The sequence below is a fragment of the Pseudomonas parasichuanensis genome, assembly GCF_021601385.1.
GTDB lineage: Bacteria > Pseudomonadota > Gammaproteobacteria > Pseudomonadales > Pseudomonadaceae > Aquipseudomonas > Aquipseudomonas parasichuanensis.
The window spans coordinates 84186-108799 of the sequence record NZ_BQHO01000007.1; the positions used below are offsets into that span (position 1 = coordinate 84186).

Annotated in this window: 17 protein-coding genes; all 17 read right to left on the reverse strand. The window is 60.6% G+C overall.

The features are described 5' to 3' along the window. Positions 1-7 precede the first annotated feature (7 nt). Positions 8-340, reverse strand: coding sequence for a flagellar hook-basal body complex protein FliE (gene fliE / locus L6D77_RS08095; protein ID WP_110991860.1), 333 nt, complete (start codon positions 338-340; stop codon positions 8-10). Positions 341-446: 106 nt separating this feature from the next. After that, entirely contained in the window at positions 447-1823 is a 1377-nt protein-coding gene (locus L6D77_RS08100) for a sigma-54-dependent transcriptional regulator (protein WP_232882829.1), read from the reverse strand. Then, the gene (locus L6D77_RS08105; RefSeq protein ID WP_232882828.1) at positions 1823-3040 is read right to left on the reverse strand and encodes a sensor histidine kinase; all 1218 of its coding nucleotides are present in this window, start codon (positions 3038-3040) and stop codon (positions 1823-1825) included. The genes L6D77_RS08100 and L6D77_RS08105 overlap by 1 nt, the downstream gene beginning before the upstream one ends. 210 nt (positions 3041-3250) lie before the next feature. Continuing rightward, positions 3251-8356: a glycosyltransferase gene (locus L6D77_RS08110; RefSeq protein ID WP_232882827.1), complete on the reverse strand. Its 5106-nt coding sequence runs from the start codon at positions 8354-8356 to the stop codon at positions 3251-3253. A 100-nt stretch (positions 8357-8456) separates the two neighbouring features. Beyond that, complete coding sequence (locus L6D77_RS08115) at positions 8457-9518, reverse strand: NAD-dependent epimerase/dehydratase family protein (RefSeq protein ID WP_232882826.1); 1062 nt, start codon at positions 9516-9518, stop codon at positions 8457-8459. Positions 9519-9580: 62 nt separating this feature from the next. Next, positions 9581-10900: an FkbM family methyltransferase gene (locus tag L6D77_RS08120; RefSeq protein ID WP_232882825.1), complete on the reverse strand. Its 1320-nt coding sequence runs from the start codon at positions 10898-10900 to the stop codon at positions 9581-9583. Between the two features lie 91 nt (positions 10901-10991). Next, positions 10992-11906 (reverse strand): nucleotidyltransferase domain-containing protein, encoded by a 915-nt coding sequence (locus tag L6D77_RS08125; protein ID WP_232882824.1) that lies wholly within the window; start codon positions 11904-11906, stop codon positions 10992-10994. Further along, positions 11906-13195, reverse strand: coding sequence for a hypothetical protein (locus L6D77_RS08130; RefSeq protein WP_232882823.1), 1290 nt, complete (start codon positions 13193-13195; stop codon positions 11906-11908). Before L6D77_RS08130 ends, L6D77_RS08125 begins: the two co-directional genes overlap by 1 nt. Next, complete coding sequence (locus tag L6D77_RS08135) at positions 13183-14163, reverse strand: hypothetical protein (RefSeq protein ID WP_232882822.1); 981 nt, start codon at positions 14161-14163, stop codon at positions 13183-13185. Before L6D77_RS08135 ends, L6D77_RS08130 begins: the two co-directional genes overlap by 13 nt. Before the next feature lie 87 nt (positions 14164-14250). Beyond that, on the reverse strand, positions 14251-15309 hold the full coding sequence (locus tag L6D77_RS08140) for an FkbM family methyltransferase (RefSeq protein WP_236170034.1): 1059 nt from the start codon (positions 15307-15309) through the stop codon (positions 14251-14253). 150 nt (positions 15310-15459) lie between these two features. Beyond that, a complete protein-coding gene (locus L6D77_RS08145) occupies positions 15460-17265 on the reverse strand; it encodes a thiamine pyrophosphate-binding protein (protein ID WP_275094582.1) in 1806 nt (601 codons plus the stop codon). 26 nt (positions 17266-17291) lie between these two features. Further along, entirely contained in the window at positions 17292-19190 is a 1899-nt protein-coding gene (locus tag L6D77_RS08150) for an N-acetylneuraminate synthase family protein (RefSeq protein ID WP_232882820.1), read from the reverse strand. Beyond that, entirely contained in the window at positions 19187-20551 is a 1365-nt protein-coding gene (locus L6D77_RS08155; RefSeq protein WP_232882819.1) for a GHMP family kinase ATP-binding protein, read from the reverse strand. Before L6D77_RS08155 ends, L6D77_RS08150 begins: the two co-directional genes overlap by 4 nt. Beyond that, entirely contained in the window at positions 20548-21240 is a 693-nt protein-coding gene (locus L6D77_RS08160) for a sugar phosphate nucleotidyltransferase (protein ID WP_232882818.1), read from the reverse strand. The genes L6D77_RS08155 and L6D77_RS08160 overlap by 4 nt, the downstream gene beginning before the upstream one ends. Further along, entirely contained in the window at positions 21240-22562 is a 1323-nt protein-coding gene (gene rfbH / locus L6D77_RS08165) for a lipopolysaccharide biosynthesis protein RfbH (protein WP_232882817.1), read from the reverse strand. The genes L6D77_RS08160 and rfbH overlap by 1 nt, the downstream gene beginning before the upstream one ends. Next, positions 22555-23631: a CDP-glucose 4,6-dehydratase gene (gene rfbG, locus L6D77_RS08170; protein ID WP_232882816.1), complete on the reverse strand. Its 1077-nt coding sequence runs from the start codon at positions 23629-23631 to the stop codon at positions 22555-22557. The genes rfbH and rfbG overlap by 8 nt, the downstream gene beginning before the upstream one ends. After that, positions 23613-24383, reverse strand: coding sequence for a glucose-1-phosphate cytidylyltransferase (gene rfbF / locus L6D77_RS08175; RefSeq protein WP_232882815.1), 771 nt, complete (start codon positions 24381-24383; stop codon positions 23613-23615). The genes rfbG and rfbF overlap by 19 nt, the downstream gene beginning before the upstream one ends. Between the last annotated feature and the right edge of the window lie 231 nt (positions 24384-24614).

Sequence of the window (24614 nt, forward strand, 5' to 3'; positions counted from 1 at the left end):
TCTCGCCTTAAACCGGCATCTGCATGATGTCCTGGTACGCTTGCACCAGCTTGTTACGGACTTGGGTCAGTGCCTGGAACGACACGGAGGCCTTCTGCGAGGCGATCATCACATCGGTCAGGTCGACACCGCTCTTGCCGATCTCGAAGGCGTTGGACAGTTGGGTCGAGGCCTGCTGGGTCTCGCTCACCTTGCCAATGGCCTGGCCGAGCATGTCGGCAAAACTGCTTTGCCCAGGCGCCAGCTCAGGAGCGGCAGCCGCTTTGGGCATGGACATGGCATCGGCCTGCATGGCGCGCATATCCAGCATCAGACGATTGAATTCAACACCTTGGGTCATGGACTTCTCTCTCCGGCGGCCGCATTTTTTTGACACTCATGCAGCGAATGGGCAGAAACTAGCAAGAGCAGTGCCAGCCAGCCCAGAAACTATTCAAAAGAGTGCCTCAGCCGAACAGGCTGGCCTCGACATCGAACCCGGCGTCACGCATCTGCGCCAGCTTGTAGCGCAGCGTACGCGGGCTGATGCCCAGGCGCTCGGCAGCCTCCTTGCGACGCCCGCGCTCGGCGCGCAAGGTGTCGATGATCATCTGGAATTCGTGACGGCGCAGGTCGTCCCCCAGCCCGCCCACCTCGGCGGCCGGATCGCCGCGTAATGGCGCAATAGTGGCCTCGCTCGGTGACGACAATGGAATGGCGCCAGCCAGACAAAAATCCGCCGCTTCGATCATCCCCCCCTGCTGCAGAATCAACGCGCGCTGTATCGCGTTGTCCAACTCACGCACGTTCCCCGGCCAGGCGTAAGCCTGCAGGCAAGCCTGCGCCTGGGCAGACAAGCGCACCTGGGCATGGCGCATCTTGCGGGCATGGCGGGCCAGCAGACGCTCGGCCAACGGCACGATGTCGGCCGGGCGCTCGCGCAGGGCCTGCCAGGCCATGGGGAACACCGACAGACGGTAGTACAAGTCTTCACGGAAGCGCCCCGCCGCCACCTCCCCCGCCAGGTCGCGGTTGGTCGTGGCGAGGATGCGGATATCCAGGGCGATGGGCTTGCGCCCGCCAACGCGCTCGACCTCGCGTTCCTGCAGCACGCGCAACAGCTTGGCCTGCAGCCCCAGCGGCATCTCCGAGACTTCGTCAAGCAGCAAGGTGCCACCTTCAGCCTGCTCGAACTTTCCGGCCTGGGCAGCAATGGCGCCGGTAAAGGCACCCTTTTCATGGCCGAACAGCGTGGCCTCGAGCATGTTGTCGGGGATTGCCGCGCAGTTGATCGCCACGAACGGTGCCGCCGACCGCGGCGACTGCTGGTGGATGTAGCGCGCCAGCACTTCCTTGCCGGTGCCGGACTCGCCGGAAATCAGCACGGTCGAGTCACTGCGCGCGACCCGCGCCGCCAGCTCCAGCAATTGCCGGCTGGCCGGCTCGCAAGCCACCGGCCCCGCGTCGTCGCTTGCGCCGAGCTGACCGGCGGCATGCCGTTCAACCAGGCTGATCAGCGCCTTGGGCTCGAACGGCTTGACCAGGTAGTCCACCGCCCCCTGACGCATCGCGTCCACCGCACGCTCGACTGCCGCGTGGGCGGTCATCAGCAGCACCGGCAGGTGCTGGTGATTGCGGCCCAATTGCGCCAACAACTGATGGCCGTCCATGCCCGGCATGTTCACGTCGCTGACCACCAGGCTGAAAGGCTCCTGCGCCACTGCGTGCAACGCTTCTTCTGCCGACCCCACTGCGTGATGGGCAAAGCCGCCGATCTCGAGCGTGTCCACCAGCGCCTGGCGCAGGGTACGGTCGTCCTCGACCAGCAGCACTTTGATATCCATCACAGGGCCTCCGCTGCGCCAGCGACGATCAGCGGCAGCACCACGCGGACACTGGTACCGCGCCCCGGCCTGGAACGCAGCGCTAAACTGCCCTGGTGCGCCCGCACCACGGCCTGCACCACCGCCAGGCCAAGCCCGGTACCGGTCGACTTGGTGGTGAGGAATGGCTCACCGAGCCGCGCCAGCAACTCGGCGGGGATACCACAGCCAGCATCGCTGACGCACATTTGCAGGTTCTGCTCGCGGCGGTACAGATGCACTTTCAAGCGCGCCGGCTGCGCACTGGCCTGCAAGGCATTTTCGATCAGGTTGAGCAAGGCGCCGACCAGCGTGTCACGGTTGCACAGCAACTCACCCAGGTGGGTGTCGCACTGCCAACGCACCGCATGGCCCTGAACATGGGCCTGGGCCGCCTGCTGCAGCGCCTGGAACAACGCCTTGGGCGTCAGCCGGTCGCCCAGGGGCAACTCACCACGGGCGAACACCAGCATGTCGCGGACCTGATGCTCCAGCTCGTGCAGGCGCTCCTTGAGGCTGCCGGCAAAACGCTGGCGGGTTTCCACCGACAGGTCATTTTCACTGTCGGCCAAATGGCTGGCATAGAGCATGGCCGCCGACAGCGGCGTGCGGATCTGGTGGGCAAGCGAAGCGACCATGCGCCCCAGCGAGGACAGCCGCTCATGGCGCGCCAGCTGGTCCTGCAGGCGCCGCGTTTCGGTCAGGTCGGTGAGCAGCACCAGCTGGCCCGGCTCGGCATCCAGCGAGCGGGTGGCGATCGACAGGCGGCGGCCGTCACGCAGCGAAACTTCGTGGCCGTCGTCTTCGCGCGGGGCAAAGCTACGGGCAATCACCTGGCGCCACAATTGGCCGATCAGGGGTTCGCCGAGCAGCTCGCAGGCGGCGGGATTGGCCTCACCGACATAGCCCTGGGCATCGATCACGATGACGCCGCCCGGCAGCAGGTCCAGCAGGTTCTGCAGGCGGTTGGCCAGGCGCTCTTTTTCACCGAGTTCAGCCATGCGCTGGGCACCGACCACCGCCAACTCGCCCTTGAGTTCGCTGACGCGCGCCTCGAGCATGCCGTACGACTCGGTAAGCTGGCTGGAAACCTGGTTGAACAGGGCGAACGCCTGGTCAAGACCCCGTCGACTTTCCTGCTCGACCGGGGTGCGCCCCTGTGGGTCGGGGGCTAGGGATATCTGGGTGGCCTGGGGCATCGTGCTCTCTCGCGTGGCTGACCGTCATAAAAACGGTATGTTGCCTGCGGTGTAGCAATAGCCGTGCCGGAGATGGGGGTTTTGTGGGACTGCGCCGGCCTCTTCGCGGGTAATGCCGCTTTTACAGGGACTCTGTATCCGCGAAGAGGCCGGTGCACATTTACCGACAGACGCCCTCGCCTGACAAAGCGCGAGGACGTCGAGCCAGGCTTAATCCGCCAGCCAGGCCTTGCGCCAATTGCTCAGATTGTCGCCTTCGAGCATCCAGCCGCCCAGCACTGCATTGCGCAGTGCATCGCCCGCCTTGGCCGTGGCATCCATATCGGCGATATGCATGCGGATGGCGTCTACCCAGGCACGGAAGCGGTTCTTCACCAAGGTCACCGGCAAGTCGTTGTAGCCCTGGTAGCAACGCAGGTCACTGGCGATCACCGGGAAGCCACAGGCGCCGTACTCCAGCAGGCGCAGGTTGCTTTTGCACTCGTTGAACAGGTTCTGCTCCACGGGTGCCAAAGCCAGGTCCAGATTCATTCTGGCCAGCATCCGCGGGTAATGCTCAAGCGAAACACTTTGGTGGAACTCATGAATGTAGGGCCGCAGCTTGTCCGGGCACATGCCGAAGAACACCCACTCCACTTCATTAGCCAATTCCTTGACCACGTCGGCGATCACTTCCAGGTCCCCCGTGTGGCTCGCCCCTCCTGCCCAGCCGACGCGCGGTTTGCGCGACTGCCGACGCAGGCCTTCGAGGCCTTTCCAATAGCGGCTATCCAGCGTGTTGCGCACCACCCGGATATCGCCATGCAAGCCAGCGAAGGCCTCGGCCAACGGCTGCGTGGAAACGACCAAGCGGTCCACATAGGCCAGGCCGCGTCGCAAGGAGCGCAGCATGTCCTTGGGCATGTCCGCCCGGTGCACGCTTTTGATCGGCAGGTTGGGCAGATAGTCGTCGAGCTCGAAGACCTTGAAAGCCTGGGAGAACGCGTGCATCCGGCGCATGTGCTCAATCTGCTGGTCGCCGATCTGGCGTTGCAGCACGATGCTATCCGGCTGGTAACGCTCGAGTTCCACAGGCGTCAGGTGAGCCCACGACAGTTGCCCCTCGGCCAGCCCCTCGCGCTTGAGCGCTTCGAGCGGCTGGATGACCCGGTAATTGCCACATCCGCCCTCATCCGCCGCATGGGCCAGGATCGTCGGCAGCGGCTTCCAGGACGACAGCGGCCGCCAGCTCAGCTCGGCGGGCTCCAGACTGAAGCCATTGGCGGCGGACAGCGAGAAGTTCGGGTTGTAGAACGGATCCCGTGCCAGTACAGGCAGCCAACGGGCATACAGGGCATCTTCTTCCCCAGTGCTGGCCGGCATCGCGGCATCCTCGCTGAGCAGCAACTGCGCACGCGGCGTCCATACGTTCAGGTAGCCGGCACGGTGCAGACGCAGGCACAGATCAACATCCGTCCAACGCTGCAGCTCGGGGGTCTCGTCGAAACCACCCAGCTCCAGGAACAGGTTTTTACTCACCAGCAGACACTTGCCGCTCACTGCGACATAGTTCTGATCGATCTGCAGCCGCTGCAGATAGCCGGGCGCCTCCATCGGCTGACCGGCAAAGGCTTCGCCAACAGGGCCATTCAGGCCGAGCACGAAACCGGCATGGCCGATGGTGGCGTCCCCCGTCACCAGCTTGGCCCCCACCACGCCGACTTCCTGGCGCATGCCATGGTTAAGCATCTGCTGCAACCAATCGCCATCGAGCACGGCAGCGCCTTCGTCCAGCCACAACAGGAAGTCACCGCGGGCCTGCTCGGCGGCCTGGTTGCGCATTTGCACCGGCGCCATGCCGGCAGGGAAACGCATGCAACGAATGGCATCGGTGCCAAGCCGGGCAACGCCATCGAGCCAGCTGTTCACGGCAGGAGCGGCATTGACCGGTGCCAGCAGCACCACCTCGTAGTTGCGATAGGTGGTCTTCTCCAGGATGGTTTCCATGCAACGCAGCGCCCGCTCCGTGCTGTTGCCCTGGAGCAGAATCAGGATGCTGACCGGTGCGTCGCCGGAGGCGCCATAGTGGAGATCATAACGCCCGGGCAGACGAGACTCGACGCGAGCCTGGGCAAAACCGCGCGCCTGCAGATGGCGCTGAATCACCCCGCGCTCATCCGGGCAGTCACGCAGCGACGGCGCTGCGCTGATCAGCAACGGCTCGCTGATATGCCCCAGCCCCTCGAAGCCAGCGGACTCGATCAGGCGCAGGATGTAATCCAGCTCGAACGCCTGGCCCGCCTCTTGACGGAAGCCCCCCATCTCCAGCCACACCTGGCGGTTGAACAGCCAGTGGCGCGACATGCTCGCCGGCAAACTGAGCAGCAGATCAAGGTTGAGATCAGGGCGCAGCGCAGCGCCCACTTCCGATGCACCGCTGCGCAGACCTTCATCACCATAAACCGCCCGGCAGCCAGGCGCCGCCAGCAGATCCAACGCGGCAATCAGCAACCCGTTCGCCGTGAACTCACTCCCTGCCTCCACCAGCATGAACCAGTCGAACTCACCCGCCTGAACCACCTGATTGAGCTGAACGCTGCGGCTGGCATCGGTCAGGCGCAGGACCTGCAGTTTGTCCTGAGCCGAAGTCGCTGGCCCCTCCCCTGCGGTCAGCGCGATGACTTTCACTGTGGCAGAAAGGCCGTTATCGCGACTCAGGCTTTGCACAGAGGCCTTCAAGGCATCTGTGTGCCCATCAGCGTCCAGCACAATGATCCCGATCACAGGCCCGCCCTGATGCGCGTGCAGGCGCTGCTCGATCAGACGACTCTGCATGGCATCCGGAACGCGTTCGGCCAGCCAGCTTTGCAATGTCAACGCCTTGGGTTTTCCCTCCAGATGCTCGAGCATCTGCTGGCGCCCGCGCTTGACTGCTTCCCAGCCATTGTCGCCATGGCGCGCATACAACTCGCGATAAAGCGCAGGGTAATCTTTGAGTGCCTGCTCCGAACGACGCGCAGGTGCACCGTCATCCAGGCGCATGCGGACTTCCACCGTCTCAAGGTGAATATGGTGGAAGGCGCTTCGAGCGCTCAGGCGCATGAGGAAATCCCAATCCTCCAAACCTGCCAGAGATTCGTCGATGTCGCCCACCGCAAGGGCAAGCGCACGCGGGCAGGCAAAGGTGTTGACCGGGATGTAGTTGTTAACCAGCAAACGCTCCCTGGAGTACGCCTCGTGGGGGTAGCGTTGCGCACGCGACACTTCGGTCCGCTTGCCCGCCGCGATCGTCTCCTCAACGAATACCGCATCGGTGTACACAACAGTGTCGGGGTGCTCTGCCAGCGCGGTTGCCAAGGCGTCGAGATGACCAGGCAGATACAGGTCGTCATCGTCCAGATAGACCACATACCGGCCACGGGCCAATCGCAAAGCGGTATTACGGGCAGCGGCGGGGCCGCCATTACGGCCTTGGCGGACATAGGTGACTGGATACTCGTAATCAGCCAGCAAGGATTCGACCGGGTCGCCGTTGTCATTGACCAGGATGACTTCGAAGTCCTTGAACGACTGCTGAGCAATGCTGTTCAGCGCATCCTTGAGTAACTCGGGGCGGTTATACGTGGTGACAATGATGGAGAACAGCGCTCGCTCGGCGTCTTGAGCCAGGGCTTCCAGGCGCTCGCACAATTGCCACACCCGCTTGCCCAACGCCGTATCCTGCTCCTGCGGATAAAGCGTCAGCCTGCGTTTGAGATGCGCAGCAACCTCACGTTCATAGCCCTTCAGGCGCCCCTCGTTGCCGCGCTCGAACACGCCCTCGAGAATACAGGTATGCCCCTGCAACGGAGCAGTGGATACATAGAATTCATGGGAATGTTGTGCAGCATGTACGCGATAACTCACGCCTGGCACTGTGGTGAAAATAAAGTCAGGGAACAGCTCCGCAAGCTGAACCATGAGCATCCAGTCACCTGACCCTCTAATTCTGACATCACGTCGCCACGCCTTGAAAAAGGCGTCTCTGCGAATGATAGCTGCGGAAGGGGTAATATAGCTGTCATAAATCAGAAGGTCAGCGACCTCATTACGCCCACCCACATAATCAAGACTGCGATGACCCGGATGAGCAGGCCCCACGAGCGGATCACCTTGTTCGTCAACCCAACATATCGGGCTATAACCTACAGCGATTTCCGCATTAGCTTCCATCAATGGGATAAGGCGCTGCACATGACCTGGATTCATAAAATCGTCGGCCATGAATAAAATTATGTATTTCCCTTTAGCTGCCCAAAAACCATTATGCGCGCTATTCCCAGCTCCAAGATTCCGCCGATTGCGCATATATCGGACGCGCGTCTCAGACGAAAAACCCGCCATCACCGATTGAGTGTTATCCGTCGAAGCATTATCCACAACGAGAACTTCTACGCTCTCAATGCCCTGAGCCAAAATTGACCGTACGGTCTGCCCTAGGTACCGACCGTAGTTATAGGCAGGAATAACCACACTCAACAATGGCGCAGCACCACGCACCTCTGCAGCATCCAGCGCAACAGCTGAAGTTAACGCATTGATCCAAATATCGACGGTGTAAGGATAAATACGCTCATCCGGCCGAGCACTGCCCTGCATCAGAAACGACCGCAGGCGGCTCGCCAGAGCCTCGTACTCCACCCACGCCATAGCATCAAGGAAGGCGAACAAGTCTGCTCTATTGCTAAATACACTACCGTCTACATAGCAATCACTCGGAAACCACTCTGGTACCGGAGTGGTTGCGGTATGCACAGGCACGGTGCCCGACAATAGACAAGACTGCCACTGAGGGGACAACCAATCAGATAACTCGGGCTCATGATCACACAGCGCAAAGTGCGCTCGCTGCAACTCGATACCGTCCCGCCCAAGCACACAGGCCTTTCCTTTGAAAGCAGGGCGCGGGTCCAATTCAGCAAGCGGCAGTTCCAGTGGCTGATTGAGTCGCACCAGATGCTGGCCTGTGAAAGCTTCTTTGGCAGGTAGAAAGACTCTGTCGAACTGCTCAAGCAACTGCGCGCCATCACCGGAGCGCTCAAGCCGTATCAGATAGCTACGGGTACCACAGGATAACGTCAGCCCCCCCGCGCCTGCATAAACCTGCTCAATCAAAAGCACACTGTCATAGCCAGCAACGGCGTCTGCTGCAGCGATCCGTTCGAAGACAAGGCCGTTGGCGTTACCATAGGCCTGCAACGGGCCAAGAGGAAATAGGGCCTGCAGCTTTTGCCATTGTTCATCGCTGATGAGAAAAGCCTTGTGCTCCTGATCTAGCTGAACCCCAGCGATACCCACTCGCCAAGGCTCACCCTGGCAACTACCGCCTGCAATTGAGGCCCAATCCATCCCGCATCCCCTCTGTCACGGCCTCGCTCACACGCAGCCTCGTTGAAATTCAAATGCCATAACCCATGGATTTCGCCCAGACAGCCATGCTGTCTATCGACTGATCCAGGGTGGTCCAGACATCCAGCCCCACCCCGCGGGCAAGGCTGATATCCGGTACATAAAATGAGGGCGCCGAACCCTCGGTACGCCCCATGATCCGCACCTGCTTTCCTTGCGCCACTCGCGAAACAACGCGATGCGCCAAATCTGCAATGCTGATCGCCTGATCGGAACCAACGTTGTAGGCTTCACCAGCCTTACCGTTCACGAGCAACGCGAGCAGCCAGGCAGCCAAATCTGCACCGTGCAAATAGCTACGGACCGCGGTGCCACAAGAGCGGATCACGACCTCATCCGCACAGAGGGCATCACGAACGAAGTTGCCAATGGCAAAATGGCCATCGAGCGGCAGACCAGGCCCGGAAAAGGCAAAGCAGCGCGCCATGATTACGTCAATGCCGTGGGCCTGTGCATAAATCGCGCCCAAGGTTTCCTGTGCCCGCTTGCCTTCGGCATAGGCACTCCCCGCGCTGTTGCTGGCACAAGCGCCAATGAAGCCTTCGGCGATCCCGGCAGCCTGATCTTCCCCTGCCCGCAAAGCCCCATACTGCGCACCCGAGCCCGTCAAAAGCACGCGTGCACGATCACGCACCGCCAGGTCGAGTACCCGGCGCGCACCGGTAACGATGGTGTCGAAGATTTCCAACGGTTTGCCATGAGCCGCCGAGGACGTATCGGTTGCCGCATGAATGATCAGGTTCACAGGCTGCCCCGCAACGGCCAGCAGATCACGCACATCACCACTGACCCAATGCAGCCAGGCGCAATCGCGGTACAAAGGCCGTGCATCCAGAAAACGCGATGGGTTGCGTGACAGAACAGTGACCGTCACCCCTGCGCCTTGCTGGTTCAGTTGTTGAAACAACGCCAACAACCACAAGCCAAAAAAACCGGTACCGCCGGTGATCAACACGTGTTGCCCAGCCAGCGCGTTATGCAGACCCAGCGTGGAAGGTATGGCCTGCAACGCGCTGCTGATAATGGGTGAATGCAAGGAAAAACTAGGCATTGGCGTCAGGCGCTCATGGATATATGGAACGAGGTGTGGAAATGCCGCCGCGGCCCACTGCGCTAATAGAAATACAGGGTGATGTCTTCAAGAATGTCCGCGTACAAACGAATGCCCACTCTGTAGTCAGCGCGGATGGACTGCACTTCATCCATCAAGCACCAATAATCGTCGGAGCGATGATAGGCACAGACCGCCAACACGGGTTTGTCGCGCGCGATGATCGTACGTGCCCCCCGCAAAGCAGAGGCTTCCATGCCCTCGATGTCGAGCTTGAACAAACCCACCTTACCCGGCACCACGGCATCCAGCGGCACGCCCTGAATGAAAGAGGTGATGTTTGCCGGTACATCACTGCTCAACTCGCCGGCAATGTCATAGGTCAACTCAGGCTGATAGACGGCTCGGCTGGGCACTTCGTCCAGGCCCATGTTGAACAGCCAGACATCAGGGCGATCGGCGACACTCTTGAGCGCTTCGTAGTACGCCGGCAATTCGGGCTCAAACAGCCAAGCCTGCTCGACCGGCCCAAAACGTTGCTCCAGGCGATGCAGGGTATCGCCAGCTGCCGCACCGGCGTCCACGAAGCGCGCCGCTTGTTCAGGCCGTACAAATGCCTTGTCGAAATACTCTTCATCCCAAGGCGACTTGGCCTGTTCTGCACAGGCGATCGACAGGCGAGTTCGCATGCCGATCAACGCATCAAAAACCAGCCGTGACGGCTCGTCATCCAGGCACAGGAACGCAGAGATGAAACGCCAAGGGTCATGCAACGGCGCTTCGACAAAACTTGAAAATTGCTCGCACCCCAAGCCCGGCCCCGGGCCATCAAGTGCGTACAGAAACTCATGCATGTTGACCAGGCGAATCCCAGGCACCTGGCTCAATTGCCTGGAAATGGCGTTGCCATGCCTGCCACTGGCAACGACGACGACGGCGTTCTCAAGTGAAAGACTGGAAGGATGAGCAATCGAAAGCCCTTCCAATGAACCTCCGTCCTTGGCGCGGTCATTGTCGATAAATCCTTTGACCTCAAGACTCAGCAATTGCGCGTGACGTGCCAAGCGCAAACCGACCTTGAAGGCGCCAAAGATATAGAACCCCTCATTCAGCCAGTCGCGGGCCTGGCGCTTGAACGCCGCCAAATCGGCCAGGCCGGCCTGCGAGTCCAGCAAGCGCTTGATATTGGGGTAGTCATCAAGGCGCGATAGAGCCTGCAGCCTTGATGGCTGCCTGACCACGATATGGTCTTGAGCATCACGCAGCAGCGCATCCGACCAGCAAACCGGCACACGCTGGCCTGACGCAAGTGCGAAGGAATAGATGCCACCTTTCTGCATCTTGGAAAAATCGGCACCGCACAAGGACAAGCCAGCATTCATCTTATTACCTGCCTAACAGATCAGAACGGCCAGGGGCTGCCATCCTGCAACAAAAAACCAACCAAGCACCTGAAAAATGCGCTCGCCCTTGTCAATCAATAACGACGTTGAAAAGTGCATGGGCGCGTTGCGGGTACAAATCCACCAAGCGCGGCCTTATACGCTCCAGCTTCTCGGCAATCCATTGATTCAAGATCGGGTTTGGATCGAGCAGTAGCTTTTCCTTTGCAATCGTGGCGCTACTGTTAATCTCGACATAGCGCCGGGCAATATCCAGCACCTGCGCATCATCAAGATAATTCAACATCACCGAGACATCAGCCGGCGGCACGTCGAGGCGATCGAGTGCGTACTCAATGGCCAATATATCGTTGATGCTTTGCAAATAGGTACGCAGCCTGACATTGCCTTGCTCGACAAGGTAGTACTGAAGCCGTCCATACGTTGTCACAAACCGGCGCTTGCAAAAATCATAGACGCGCAGAAAGTGCTTCATTTCCGAAAAATTATTTCGAACCGTACCCAGGCGATCGGTCAGCACACCGCCGCCGTAATAAAACATATCGGAAAAAATCGAGGCCACCTTGGGTGAGGTGTTACCAGGCACCACCGAGATATCAAACGCACGATCATGAACTGTCAGTGAATTCAGGTGATGAGGGTAGTCCTGAGCGAAAACCGCCTCAGGCATATCCACAAACTTCAAGGAACACAACTCACTGTCAGCCAGCAGCAAATTCACCTGCCCGGCAATATGCGCCGCCCCCAGCAGAGGGGTTTTATTATTGATGACGTCGTACTGATCTGAGCTTATGGCCTTGTGCGGCTGGTAAAATGCCAGCAAATCATAATCAGACGAAGCATTGCCCATACCAAGAGGTATGGAGCCCATCAGCGAGTAGCACACAATGCGCACTGGGCAGTGCCGCTCCATTCGCTCAATGACATCGTCCACCTGCTGCTGCAAATCAGGCTTCGCACACACATCTACTAGTTGCGCACGCATTATCGAGCCACCCACTCATCCAGTACAAAATCACACGCATCCGGCACATCGTCCGACCGTGCAAAGCGATCGGAGATGCGATACAAATCCCTGACAGCTCGGTCAAACTCGCTTTCTTGATAACCGTGCTGGACTGAACACCCCAGCACGGCAAACGCTTGTGCCAATGGCTCAAGATCAGCGCTTTCTGCCCGCAGTCGAACGCCGCTGAGGCTAACCCTGCCGGTCTCACTGAAATTTTTCAGCACGAGGGCGCGACATGACTTCAGCAACGCTTCATAAAAAGCGCTGTCTGCGCGATAGGGAACTCTCAGAAAGTACGAATGCATCACCGGATAAGGCAGTTCGGTGATGTTTGAGCGCAGCATGCAATCGACCAGTGCTTTCAACGCGGGCCGATTGAGGTATGCCTCATAGTCCGCATTGGCCAGTTTTAGCGGAACAAGTGATCGCTTGCGATGGATCAGGAACGCTGCACGGTGCTTGCCACTGTCCATGTTGAAGTGACTTTCATCATTGTTCCAATCAGCGTTCACCGCATGATTCAGAAAGAACAAAGGGTCGACGGATTCGGTTTGTCGCATGCGCTCATACACCTGCCTACGACTTCGAAGCACGTTCTCCACCCACGCAGGGGTTTGCGCGATACCGAATTGATCAGCAGCGTTGCGACAGTAAAGATCGATGTAGTGATCCGGGTTAGCGCCAGCCTCGCCATCAAACCACTTGAACAGTTCCAGATAAGGGAACAGGGTAAGCACCGGACTGTCTTGGAACAGGCCATTACCGTTTCTGCGGGCACAGACCAACCAGGCAGGTATCCACGCCAGCACCTCTCCCTCTTCGTCACTGATCAGCGCATCATCCTTGTACGCCGGATGAAACAGTCCATTCAACACGGGAATCTCAACGGGCAAGTTCAGCTGCTCGCCGATGACATCGCTATGAACCTTTGCCATCTTCGTCCGATCCTCAGCGGATCGCCATACCATGTTGGAGCCATTTACCGGGCAAAAGACAACACGTTCGAAGCCCTCTGCAGCCAAGCTCATCGCTATACTTTCGTGCTCAAAAATATTATTTACACAAACGATAACGAGTGCAGCTTTGTTAGCCTGTGCGACAAGGGTGACTGGCAACCCCTCGTGGCTGTTTATCTCTGCTGCACGCTTGTCAATAAAACCCGTGACATTGCAACGCCCCCTGAGAAAGCGCGAGACCATCGTCCCACGGTGTGCGGCACCATACAGTATGACTGGCGTTTCAGCAGTCCACATCATGACGGGCATACCCCCTCGACCAGACGCAAGAACTCTGCATCCGGTTCACGCTCCATTACCGGGAATGACATGAAAGCAGGATGCTTGACGACAGCCGGGAGCGATTGCATATGCTTGCAATAATTCATCAACGCCTGCGCTTGGTGCTCCCGGAAATAGGCCTCCCATTCCGCCCGCTTCATTTTAAGGGGAATACCATTGAACCCCTGACGCTCCAGATATAGGGCACGGTGAGAGCCATCCAAGATATTGAAACGATGCAAGGCTCCATCAAACACCGCGACAGTCGCAGCCTCACGATAATAATCGCCCATATCAAAAAAGGTTTTCCCACGGTAGAAGTCCAGCTGCTCTTTGCTGAACAACGTGCCAAATGGAAGAAGCGCTTCAACTACCGGATCATCCAACCGGACATTGGTCGTTCTATCGATTACGTCCTGACCCTGATCTTGCCATTTAAAGTAGTCAACGTAATCGTGATCGATCCCTTCATAGGATCGCCTCACGGTATATACATAATCCTTGTGCACGATTGCAGACACATAATCCGACAACGTGCTCAATATATAGTCATCGGCACGCACGGTATACAGCTCATCGAAACTGCAGAACGACACTGCATGATCACCAGAATAAAACGCGTTCCATGCTCGCGTCATGGCCGCCGCTCTATCACCTCGCAGAAACACTGGCAGGTGCAAAATACTGGTAAAGCCCACACTGCGTAAGGCTCGCGCAATTGGCGGGTGGGCAAGGCCATTGCCTATTGCCACAAACACCAGCGCATTGCCGCCCCTCTGAATGCACTCTTCTATGCGCATCACCGGCACGGGCGAATTCACTACGCCTTCCGGATTACGATCAATGATGGCGCGAACCTTCACGCCGCATTGCATCAAGCGTCGACAAAAGCCAACACCTATCTGACCGCCCCCATAAATGACGACCGGTTCGTCTATCGTGGATGGTTTATTCATTGACCGCACTTCCAATTTCCTTGCAAAACGACCGTCACGCATTTTGCTGATGAAAAAACATATGAGCTAACGAAGACATGGGATTTTTCAAGGTTTCCCAGGCACCGCGTAAAGCACTGCATCAAAGGTACTCGGCGAGTGACAGCGCAGGTAATAGCGGTAGCCCAATTCGTAGCCTTGCAGCTGCTCGGCAATTTCCCAAAGGTGTTCCGCACGGTGATAGATGCTGATGGCCAGGTGCGGACGATGTGCCTGCAACAGGCCCTCCGCGCCGCGCAAAGCTGCCGGTTCTTCGCCCTCGATATCCATCTTGACGAAGTTCGGCGCGAATCCTGGTAAAGCATCATCCAGGCGCACACAGCACACAGGATTCCCGCCCGACTCGACAAGGTGGCCACCTGCGCCCAAGCTGGGGTCATATCCACTCAAGCGATTACTGTCTGAAACACCGCAAGGAAAGTGGATCGCGCCCGGGACTTTACCAAGCTGCGCCGTCAGATGACGGTAGTTGTCCAAATCCGGCTCGAATGTCGCCAGACCGGCGAAACCAAACCCTCCAGCCAACAACGCCTGAACGGTATCGCCGATGTAAGCGCCGCAGTCGATAAATCGAAGCGGTTCCGGCAAGCGCGGCAAGTCTGTCGGGAAATACTGCTGCCCCGCCAGCGCAGGAAGACAGCGCGGATCCCCCAGAGTGCGGTACTCGACTATCGCGTCCAACAGCTGTTTGCTGGCTTCATCCTCCAGAGCAACACGCAACGCTGCAATACGCGATGCATGCTGTTCATAAAATGCTGGGGCAACCAGCCAGTAACGAAAAGGCTGACCTTCTGGATAAAGCCGTACGAATTCGACAAGGCTGACTATGCGGCCAAACCCCAGGGTTTCCAGATCATCAAAAATGGTTCTGGTATCCACATGGGCGTTGAACACACCGATCAACACACAGGCCTTAGCCGGGTCATGATTGGCAGCCCAGTGCTGAGCGCTGACGACAGGCAAACCGTCCACTTCCTCTAGGCTTTCATCGCGGTCGAGAAAAGAATCCACGCTTTGTCCACGAGTAACCAGATAATCCCGTACTCGCCGCCCGGCAAGCCTGGCGCCATAAATCAGCAACTGGTCGAATCCGAACTCATTGGCCATGATCCGCTACCTTGATCAGAATGGCATGACCATTGGGGTTATGAAGGAAGCGGTAGTCGCTGATCTGCGCTACGCACTCATTCATCCCATACGCCCCACTTTCACAGCTGAAGGCCATTAGCGTGCAGTGACGCACAGTCTCATATAGGCTCATACCTGAGGCTCAAGCGAAACGGCCATCTGCTGCGCCAGCTCTTCACGGCTGAGGAACGGATACAAATCCTCCAGGGCACCGGTTACCGGCTTGCCATTTTCATCCATGCGGGTCATGACGCGCGGTATCCGTGGCTCTTCGACCTGTACCAGCACCTCACAGATCACCGGGCCATCGCGCTCCAGCACAGCCTGCAGGCTGGCCTGCAGATCGGCATGCGACTCGATGCGCGCATAACCCACGCCGTAAGCACTGGCCAACTGGGCCAGATCCGGCAGTTGCAGGCCGCTGGTGGCATCGGCACCGACCAGCAGTTTGAAATGTGCACTTTGCGACGCACGAATCGAGGCATAGCCCTGATTGTTGATGACGAAGCATTTGACCGGCAGCTTCTGCGCGGCCAGGGTCGCCAGCTCCTGGATGTTCAACTGCAAACCACCATCACCTTCAACACACACGGTCGGCTTGCGCCCGGAGGCCAGGCACGCGCCGATTGCAGACGGAATGCCAAAGCCCATCGAGCCCGTGCCACGGTTGTGGAAGCAACGCTGGCCCTTCTTGAGGCGCAGGTTGAGCAGGAACAACTCGGAGGCGAAACCCGAACTGCCCGGCGCGATCACGTCACCTTCATTGAGCAGCGAGGACAGCTGGTCAGTGAAGTAGTACATGCTCACGCCCTGGCTGTCGTCGGCATGCTCGCTCTGCAGCAGCGGGTATTGCTGGCGCCAGTCAGCGATGCGTGCCAGCCAGTGCGCGTAGGATGGCAGGCGATCACGGCAAACCTCTGCCGCCAACGCCTCGATGAAAGGTTTGACATCAGAGACCACCGATACCTCGATGGGCATCTGCAACTTGGCGATTTCCGCAGGATCGATATCCACCACGACCTTTTTCGCATACGGCGCGAAGTGAGCATGGTTGTAAGCAGTCAATGCCATGTCCAGACGCGAGCCAAGGACGATCAGCAAGTCGCAGTTCTGCAGGGCAAAGTTGGCCCAGCGCGGGGCAATGGAACCAGGACGGCCACCATAAAGCGGATGCTCGTCTTCGATGATGTCCATGGCCAGCCAGGTCGGCATGACCGGTACGCCCGCAGCTTCGATCAACTGGTTGAATGCTTCGACCGCACCCGCCATGCGAATACCGCTACCGGCGATGATGCCCGGGCGTTTGGCCTGGCGCAGCAAACTCAGGGTTTGCGCGACCGCCGCGCTGATGTCCGGTTGCTCGGTGGCCTCAGGCAACGGTGCCCGGCGCAAGGTCGCAGGGTCAATCCGAGCAGCCTGCACGTCCAGCGGTACATCCAGCCATACCGGGCCGCGGCGCCCGCTGAGTGCTGCATGCTCGAGCCGGTCGAAGACCTCGGCTACCGCTTCGGGATCGGTCAGGGTGACGGCCGCCTTGGTGATCGGCTCGACAATCGAAACGATGTCGGCTTCTTGCACGCCCAGCATGCGCAGGCCTGTACCGGCTTTAAGGTCGGCACTTTTTACCTGGCCGGACACGAAGAACACCGGTGTCGAGTCCAACCAGGCACCGAGCACTGCGGTCACCGTATTGGTCGCCCCCGGGCCACAGGTGGTCATGCAGGCCGCCGGCCCACCGGTAAGCTTGCCGGCGGCTTCGGCGGCAATGGCCGCAGCCTGCTCGTGCAAGCACAGCACCGGTTCCAGCTCGGGGTGGCGCCCCAGAGCGTCGTTAAGGTGCATGGCACCGCCACCTGGCAGGAAGTAGACCTGCCCCACGCCCAAACGCGCCAGGCGCTCCATGATGTAATCCGCTACACGGATAGTTTGTGTCACCTTGAATTCCCCCTCGAAACCGGCGTTTAAGCAAGCCGCGTCAAATACTGCAGCGCCGACCAGAAGCCGGCCCCGTGATCCTTGTGCCCTTGCCAGACTTCAGGAATGAAGCTGACCTCGGGATGTTGGCGAATCTGTGCCCAGCTGGCCGGCCAGTCGATGTCGCCGGTGCCCATTAGCACGCCTTCGCCATTGGTGCCCTTGGCGTCGGCCACGTGCAGGTGCGCCGAGTGCGGCAGCAGCAGCGCCAGCGCGGCCTGGAAGTCGAGGCCGAAGTGGAAGCAGGTCATCTGCAGGTGCGACAGGTCCAGGCACAGGCGCAGGCCGTGCTCGCGGGCCTGGGCCGCCAGCTCGTCGGGCATCATGAAAATGTTCTGGTGGCGTTGGCCGCCGAAGTGCCAGGGGAACGGCGCCATGTTCTGCGGGATCAGCTCGGTGCCGGCGAAATCCACCTGGCGGCAGGCTTCATGGAACCGCTCGTAGAGTTCGGGGCGCATGGCCAGCGGGCGGGGCTGGTCGGCGGAGAAACCGCCGATGTTGGCGACGATCAGCCGGGCATCGGCTGCGGGGAAGAACTCGCCGATCTGCAGGGTGGCATCGACCACACGCTGCAGGTTGTCGATGGAGCGCTGGCGGTAGGCCTGGTCGTCCGCGACCAGGTCCAGCAGCTCGCTGTTCTCGAACAGCTCAGGGGCGTGTACCACCAGGCGCGAACACGCCACCTCGGCCAGGAAGGGCTGCGGTTTCAGGCTGAGGTCGCGGTAGGACAGGTGGAACTCGAACAGGTCCGGTTCGATGCGCCGACGGTAGTCGAGGAAGTCGTGGTAGCGCACCGGCACGCCCCAGCGAATCGGCATGTCGAACGCCAGTTTCTGCTCGGCAGGCTGTTCCTGCAGGTCGCTCTCGAACAGGAAATCGCCCTGGGCGATGTCGCGCTGGGCCGGCTTGCCCAACAGCTCCGGCAGCCGGTACGGCGCCAAGCCCTGGCCGGGGCTGGCGATGCGCAGCATACCCTGCTCCAGGACCGCGCCACGGGGGATCTCACGGGCTGCGATCACGCTCTTGCCGAGGTTCTCGCGGTTGAGCAATTCACCCTGGCTGGCATGACGGCCGGGGCCTTGCCAAGGCAACGCCAGTTCAAGTTGGCGAATGCCGTCCACCAGTTGGCGGAATTCGGTAGGTTCCAGGCTGGCCAGGTGATCCGGGCCTTCCATGTTGCGGTCCAGGGTAATGTGGCGCTCCACAAGCTTGGCGCCCAGGGCCACAGCACCGAGGGTAATGGCGATACCGCGCTCATGGCCGGAATAGCCGATCAGGCCATGCAGCTCTTGCAGGCGGCGCAAATAGCCGAGCTGGATATCCGACTCCGGCGCCGGGTAGGCGCTGTTGCAGTGCAGCAGCGCAAAGGGCGTGCCCAGCGCATTGAGCTGTTCGATGGCACGGATGATTTCGTGCTCGAAGGACATGCCGGTGGACAGGATCAGCGGCTTGCCCAGGCTGGCCGCCTTGGCGATCAGGTAGGGGTTGGACAGGTCGGCCGAGGCGATTTTCAGGGCCGCCACGTCGAACTGGGCCAGGGCATCGACACTGGGCTCATCCCAGGGGGTGCACAGGTAGGTGATGCCCTGTTGCGCACAGTAGGCACGCAGCTGGCGGTGCTCGTCGAGGCTCAGCTCGACCTTGTCCAGCAGGTCCTGGATGTACTCCACACCGAGGTCCTCGGCACGCGAGCCATCGGCCTTGCGCCGGTACAGCGCCTCGCGGTTACGCAGCTGGAACTTGACGCAGTCGGCACCCGCCGCAACGGCGGCATCCACCAGTTGCCTGGCCAATGCCAGCGAGCCGTTGTGGTTGTTGCCGGCTTCGGCGATGACATAGACACGCTCGCCACCCAGGGCGATGCCGTCGAGAATAATTGGGGTCATTGGATTTTCGTCCGCCAGGAAGTAACACCGCAGGACTCGAAGCGGAAGCCTTGAGTCTCGCAGCCCAGTGCGCGCACCGCATGCACCACGCGCTGGCGATGCTGGGGTTGTACGTAGAACAGGAAGAAGCCACCGCCACCTGCGCCCAGCAGCTTGCCGCCGAGCGCGCCGGCCGCCAGTGCGGCAGCGTAGATATCATCGAGGTGCCCATGGCTGATGGCCGAGGAAAAGCGCTTTTTCAGGCGCCAGGCTTCGTCCAGGCACAGGCCGAAATCGCGCAGCTCGCCGCGAATCAGATAGCGGTGCATGCGCCGGCAGAGCGCAACGCTGGCGTGGAGCAGGTCGGTTTGCGCGCACTCGGCCTGCATCTCCTCGCGCTGTAGGTCATGCAGGCGGCCGGAATCGTGGGAAATGCCGGTATCGCACAACACCAGGCAGGACTCCAGCTCATTGCGGATCGCATCTTCCAGGCGAATCGGGTGGACCAGGTTGCGCTGGTTCTCGAACTCGATCAGGTTGAAGCCGCCGAAAGCCGAGGCGTACTGGTCCTGCCAGCCGCCGGCAATGCCGAAGCACAGACGCTCGGCCTGAAACGCCAGTTCGGCGATCTCATAGGTGCTCCAGCGATCCTGGCGCAGTTCGTTGAAGACCGCGATGGTGGCCGTGGTGGCAGCAGAGGAGCCGCCCAGCCCGGAGCCAACAGGAAAATCCGAGCGCAGGTAGAGGTCGAAGCCGTATTGCGGCTTGATCACCGAAACGATGGTCGCCAGCAGGCTTTTTTCACTGGCGGCCAGCAGGTCAGCCAGGGAGTCGTAAACCTCCTCGCGCCCCAGGTCCTCGGAGAAAATGCGGATGCCACGGTCGCCCCGAGGCACCAGGGTGGCGTGGGCATAAAGGCCGACGGTACAGCTGAGCACCGCGGCCGGGTGATCGATGAAGAAATAGGTCAGGTCCGCCCCCCCACCGCAAAAGCTCATGCGCACCGGCGCACGCGCACGCGCCAGCACCGGCACTTCCGGGCTGGCCGCCATGAGGCGGGTGTAAACTTCAACCAGGCGCCCCTGCTCATCCACGGCCGGGATGGCGTTGAAGCCGAGGTCGAACGCCTTGAGCAACTCCTCCCGCGACGCACCGGCCTGAACGGCACGGTAATGGCTGTTCATACAAGTCGTTACCGGCAGGTCGGTCTGCCCACCCTGCAGCAAGTGGCGACGTACATCACCGTTGGTCACCACCCCCAGCAAGCGCTGGTCGTCGGCCACCACAAAGGCGATCTGCAAGGCGCCTGCCTCGATGCACTTGACCGCATCGAGAATACTCTGGCGTTCGCCAATGCTCAGGGTCTGCACCAACAGGCTCATAGCGCTGTATCCGGAAAAAATTCGTGGGTGTAGCGCGCGAGTGATTCTGGCGTGCCGATATCGATGAAGCGCCCGCTGTAATCGACAACGCAGACGGCCTCTCGCTGGAGCAGCTCGGGCAACAGATCGTGCTCCATGGAGCATGCGCGAACGGGTGTGGCGACGAAGGCCGGTGCAGTGAAGGCGTACACCCCGGCGTTGATCAGGCCAGGCCCCTGCAGGCCTTTTTCCTGCAGCCCGGCCAGGTGCCCTGTGGCATCGAGCGCCAGGCTGCCGTATCGGCCGCGGTCATCGACCCGCGCTGCCAGCACGGCATTGCCTTCGCTCAGAACCATCTGCCGATAACCTTCCGCGTCCACAAAGGTGTCGGCGTTGAGTACCAGGTACCGCCCGTGGGCAGGCTGCTCGCGCAACGCGTTGAGCAATGCTCCCCCCGTTCCCAGAGGGCTCTGCTCCACCACCAGCGACAATGGCAGCCCGGCATGGCGAGACAACTCATCAAGCTGCTCGGCCACCTGCTCGGCGCGGTAGTGCGCGCACAGCACGCCTTCGCTGATGCCGGCACGGGCCAACTGGCTCAATACGCGCGCCAGAAAGGGCTCACCGCGAACGGGCACCAGGGCCTTCTGCGCGTCGGTGACGCTGCGCAGCCGTGTACCGAAACCGCCACACAGGACGTAGGCGCGCATCAGCACAACCTCTGCAGGTAGGTTTCCAGACTGCGCGCAGCATGCTCCAGATGCTCATCGCTCAAGCCCGGCCAGAGGCCGATCCAGAACGTGTCGTTCATGATCTTGTCGGTGACCGGCAGTTCACCGGCAACCCGGTATCGCTGCCCCTGCATGTAGGGCTGGCGAGTCAGGTTACCCGCGAACAGCAGGCGTGTGCCCACGCCCTGTTCATCCAGGTAGCGCAACAGCTCGACGCGCTTTACGCCACAGCCATCGCGCAGGGTGATCGGATAACCAAACCAGGAGGGGTCACTGTCGCGGGTGGCCTGCGGCAGGATCAGTTTGTCCGCGCAACCGGCCAGGCGCTCGCCGAGCCAGGCGAAGTTGCGTTTGCGCGCGGCCACGAAATCATCGACCCGATCCATCTGCGCCAATGCGCAGGCGGCCTGCATGTCGGTGATCTTCAGGTTGTAGCCCAGGTGCGAGTAGGTGTACTTGTGGTCGTAACCTTGCGGCAGGCTACCCAGCTGCCAGCAGAAGCGCTTGCTGCAGGTGTTGTCCTCGCCCGGCGGGCAGTAGCAATCACGGCCCCAGTCGCGGAACGACTCGATGATGCGCTTGAGCAACGGCGAGTCGGTGAACACTGCCCCGCCCTCGCCCATGGTGATGTGGTGTGCCGGGTAGAAGCTGAGGGTACCGATGTCGCCGAAGGTGCCGACCATGCGCCCCTGGTAGGTGGAACCCAAGGCATCGCAGCAGTCTTCGATCAGCCACAGGCCGTACTTGTCGCACAGGGCGCGGATCACACTCAGGTCGAAGGGGTTGCCCAAAGTGTGGGCCAGCATGATGGCCTTGGTCTTCGGGCCGATGGCGGCTTCGATCAGCGCGGGGTTGATGTTGTAGGTGCCCATCTCGACATCGACGAACACCGGTACCGCGCCGAACTGCAGGATCGGGTTGACCGTGGTCGGGAAACCGGCGGCAACGCCGATCACCTCATCGCCAGGCTTGATCGCCCGGTCGCCGAGACGTGGCGAGGTCAGGGCGGAAAACGCCAGCAGGTTGGCCGAAGAACCGGAGTTGGTGGTGAGTACGCAGCGGCGCCCCAGGTACTTGCCCAGGCGCTTCTCGAACGCCTCGTTGAAGCGGCCGGTGGTGAGCCAGCCATCCAGCACGGCCTCGGTCATCGCCTGCAGCTCGCCCGCACCAATCACCTTGCCGGCAGGCGGAACACTGCTCTGGCCCGCCACGAAGGGTTTGGGGGCCATTTGCAGCTCGGCATAGCGGCCGACCAGCTCGGCAATCTGTTGGCGCAACTGTTGCGCCGTACTGTCACTCATGGGTTCCGCCTTGGTGAACCGCGAGCTGCTCGCGGGTAACGATGTTCATGTCACGCCCTGCGCGCCAGGCCAGATGCCAGTCCAGGGTATGTTTCAGGGTGTCATCCAGCGACCAGCGCGGCGACCAGCCAAGCCCCTGCCGCGCCTTGCTGGAGTCCAGCGCCAGCAGACTCGCCTCGTGCGGCTGGGCATCGCTGGCAACCGACCAGCGCGCCTCGCCTGGCCAGCGTTCGGCAAGCTGTTGGACGATCTCGCCGACAGTGGCCAGCCCTGCGCTGTCAGGGCCGAAGTTCCAGGCTGCGGCATGCTGTTCGGCGTCAGTGAACAATCCCTGCGCCAACTGCAGGTAGCCCATCAGCGGGTCGAGCACGTGCTGCCAGGGGCGCGTCGCCTCGGGGTAACGCAGGACTACCTCCTGACCGCCCTGCCAGGCGCGGAAGATGTCCGGCAGCAGGCGCTCGGCAGACCAGTCCCCGCCACCCAGCACGTTGCCAGCGCGCGCCGTGGCCAGGGCCACACCGCCGGCACGCAAAAAAGAGTCGCGGTAGCTCGCGCACAGCAGTTCGACACAGGCCTTGCTGCTGCTGTAGGGATCGAAGCCGCCCAGGGCGTCCTGCTCTCGGTAGGGCCAGGGCCACTCGCGGTTCTCGTAGCACTTGTCCGTGGTCACCACCAGCACCGCACGAACCGAAGGCGTGGCACGCACCGCTTCGAGCAGGTTGAGCGTGCCCATGACATTGGTGGCGTAGGTATCGGCTGGCGCACGGTAGGCCTCACGCACCAGCGGCTGAGCGGCCAGATGCAGCACCAGTTCGGGCTGGAAATCCTGCAAGGCGCTGAGCAAGGCCGAGGCATCGCGGATATCGGCGAAATCGCCAGGTACCTGCTGTTGCAAGTGCGCGACCTGCCACAGCGATGGCGTGGTTGCAGCGGGCAAGGCAAAGCCGCGCAGCTCGGCGCCCAGCTGGCGCAGCCATACCGCCAGCCAGCCGCCCTTGAAGCCGGTATGCCCGGTCAACAGGACTCGGCGCCCCGCCCAGAACGCGGGATTCAGCGCCATAGCTGCCATGCCGCTTCGCCGTTTTTCCAGTGTGCTTCGAGCAGCGTGCGATCACGCAGGGTATCCATCGCCTGCCAGAAGCCACGGTGCAGGTGGCTCATCAACTGGCCCTGCTCGGCCAGACGACGCATGGGCTCGTATTCCCAGGTGGTGCCATCGCCCTCGATGTAATCGAGCACGGCCGGCTCGAGCACGAAGAAGCCGCCATTGATCCAACCACCGTCGCCCAGCGGTTTTTCCTGGAAGCCGCGCACCTGCTCGCCCCGCACATCCAACGCGCCATAACGCCCCGGCGGCTGTACGGCGGTAACCGTGGCCAGCTTGCCGTGCTGTCGGTGGAAGTCGATCAGTCGGGGAATATCGACGTCGGACACGCCGTCGCCGTAAGTCAGGCAGAAGGTCTCATTGCCAACGTACTCACGGACGCGCTTGAGACGGCCACCGGTGGCCGTGTTTTCCCCGGTGTCCACCAGCGTCACCCGCCAGGGTTCGGCATGGCGGTTGTGGATATCCATGCGGTTTTCCGCCATGTCGAAGGTCACGTCCGACATGTGCAGGAAGTAGTTGGCGAAGTACTCCTTGATCACGTAGCCCTTGTAGCCCAGGCAAATGACGAAGTCGTTGATACCGTAGTGGGAGTAGATCTTCATGATGTGCCAGATGATCGGTTTGCCGCCTATTTCGATCATCGGCTTGGGGCGCAGGTGGGATTCTTCGCTGATGCGTGTGCCCAGCCCACCGGCCAGAATGACTGCTTTCATTATGCTGTTGGTCCGCATTGGTCGGAGGGGTGACAAAAAACTGTCCCCTGGCCCTTTATGCTAGCCAAAGCAAAACGCATGCCTGCTTCACAATGGCGCACGCTGCGGAATCGGTTTGTCGCTAGGGATTTTGCAATGATTGCTGGTTCGTTGCCTGCGCCTGCTAAAAGAGCCCAGCGAGCGCGATTCGGTCAAGGGCATTGTGCGCGCGTGTGGGCGACCGCCATCACT

Coding starts and splice junctions, on each gene's coding strand:
- L6D77_RS08115 (WP_232882826.1), bottom strand. CDS start 9,518: ATGCCTAGTTTTTCCTTGCATTCACCCATTATCAGCAGCGCGTTGCAG.
- fliE (WP_110991860.1), bottom strand. CDS start 340: ATGACCCAAGGTGTTGAATTCAATCGTCTGATGCTGGATATGCGCGCC.
- L6D77_RS08130 (WP_232882823.1), bottom strand. CDS start 13,195: ATGCCCGTCATGATGTGGACTGCTGAAACGCCAGTCATACTGTATGGT.
- L6D77_RS08125 (WP_232882824.1), bottom strand. CDS start 11,906: ATGCGTGCGCAACTAGTAGATGTGTGTGCGAAGCCTGATTTGCAGCAG.
- L6D77_RS08100 (WP_232882829.1), bottom strand. CDS start 1,823: ATGGATATCAAAGTGCTGCTGGTCGAGGACGACCGTACCCTGCGCCAG.
- L6D77_RS08155 (WP_232882819.1), bottom strand. CDS start 20,551: ATGAGCCTGTTGGTGCAGACCCTGAGCATTGGCGAACGCCAGAGTATT.
- L6D77_RS08120 (WP_232882825.1), bottom strand. CDS start 10,900: ATGAATGCTGGCTTGTCCTTGTGCGGTGCCGATTTTTCCAAGATGCAG.
- L6D77_RS08105 (WP_232882828.1), bottom strand. CDS start 3,040: ATGCCCCAGGCCACCCAGATATCCCTAGCCCCCGACCCACAGGGGCGC.
- L6D77_RS08150 (WP_232882820.1), bottom strand. CDS start 19,190: ATGACCCCAATTATTCTCGACGGCATCGCCCTGGGTGGCGAGCGTGTC.
- L6D77_RS08160 (WP_232882818.1), bottom strand. CDS start 21,240: ATGCGCGCCTACGTCCTGTGTGGCGGTTTCGGTACACGGCTGCGCAGC.
- L6D77_RS08135 (WP_232882822.1), bottom strand. CDS start 14,163: ATGAATAAACCATCCACGATAGACGAACCGGTCGTCATTTATGGGGGC.
- rfbG (WP_232882816.1), bottom strand. CDS start 23,631: ATGGCAGCTATGGCGCTGAATCCCGCGTTCTGGGCGGGGCGCCGAGTC.
- rfbH (WP_232882817.1), bottom strand. CDS start 22,562: ATGAGTGACAGTACGGCGCAACAGTTGCGCCAACAGATTGCCGAGCTG.
- rfbF (WP_232882815.1), bottom strand. CDS start 24,383: ATGAAAGCAGTCATTCTGGCCGGTGGGCTGGGCACACGCATCAGCGAA.
- L6D77_RS08140 (WP_236170034.1), bottom strand. CDS start 15,309: ATGGCCAATGAGTTCGGATTCGACCAGTTGCTGATTTATGGCGCCAGG.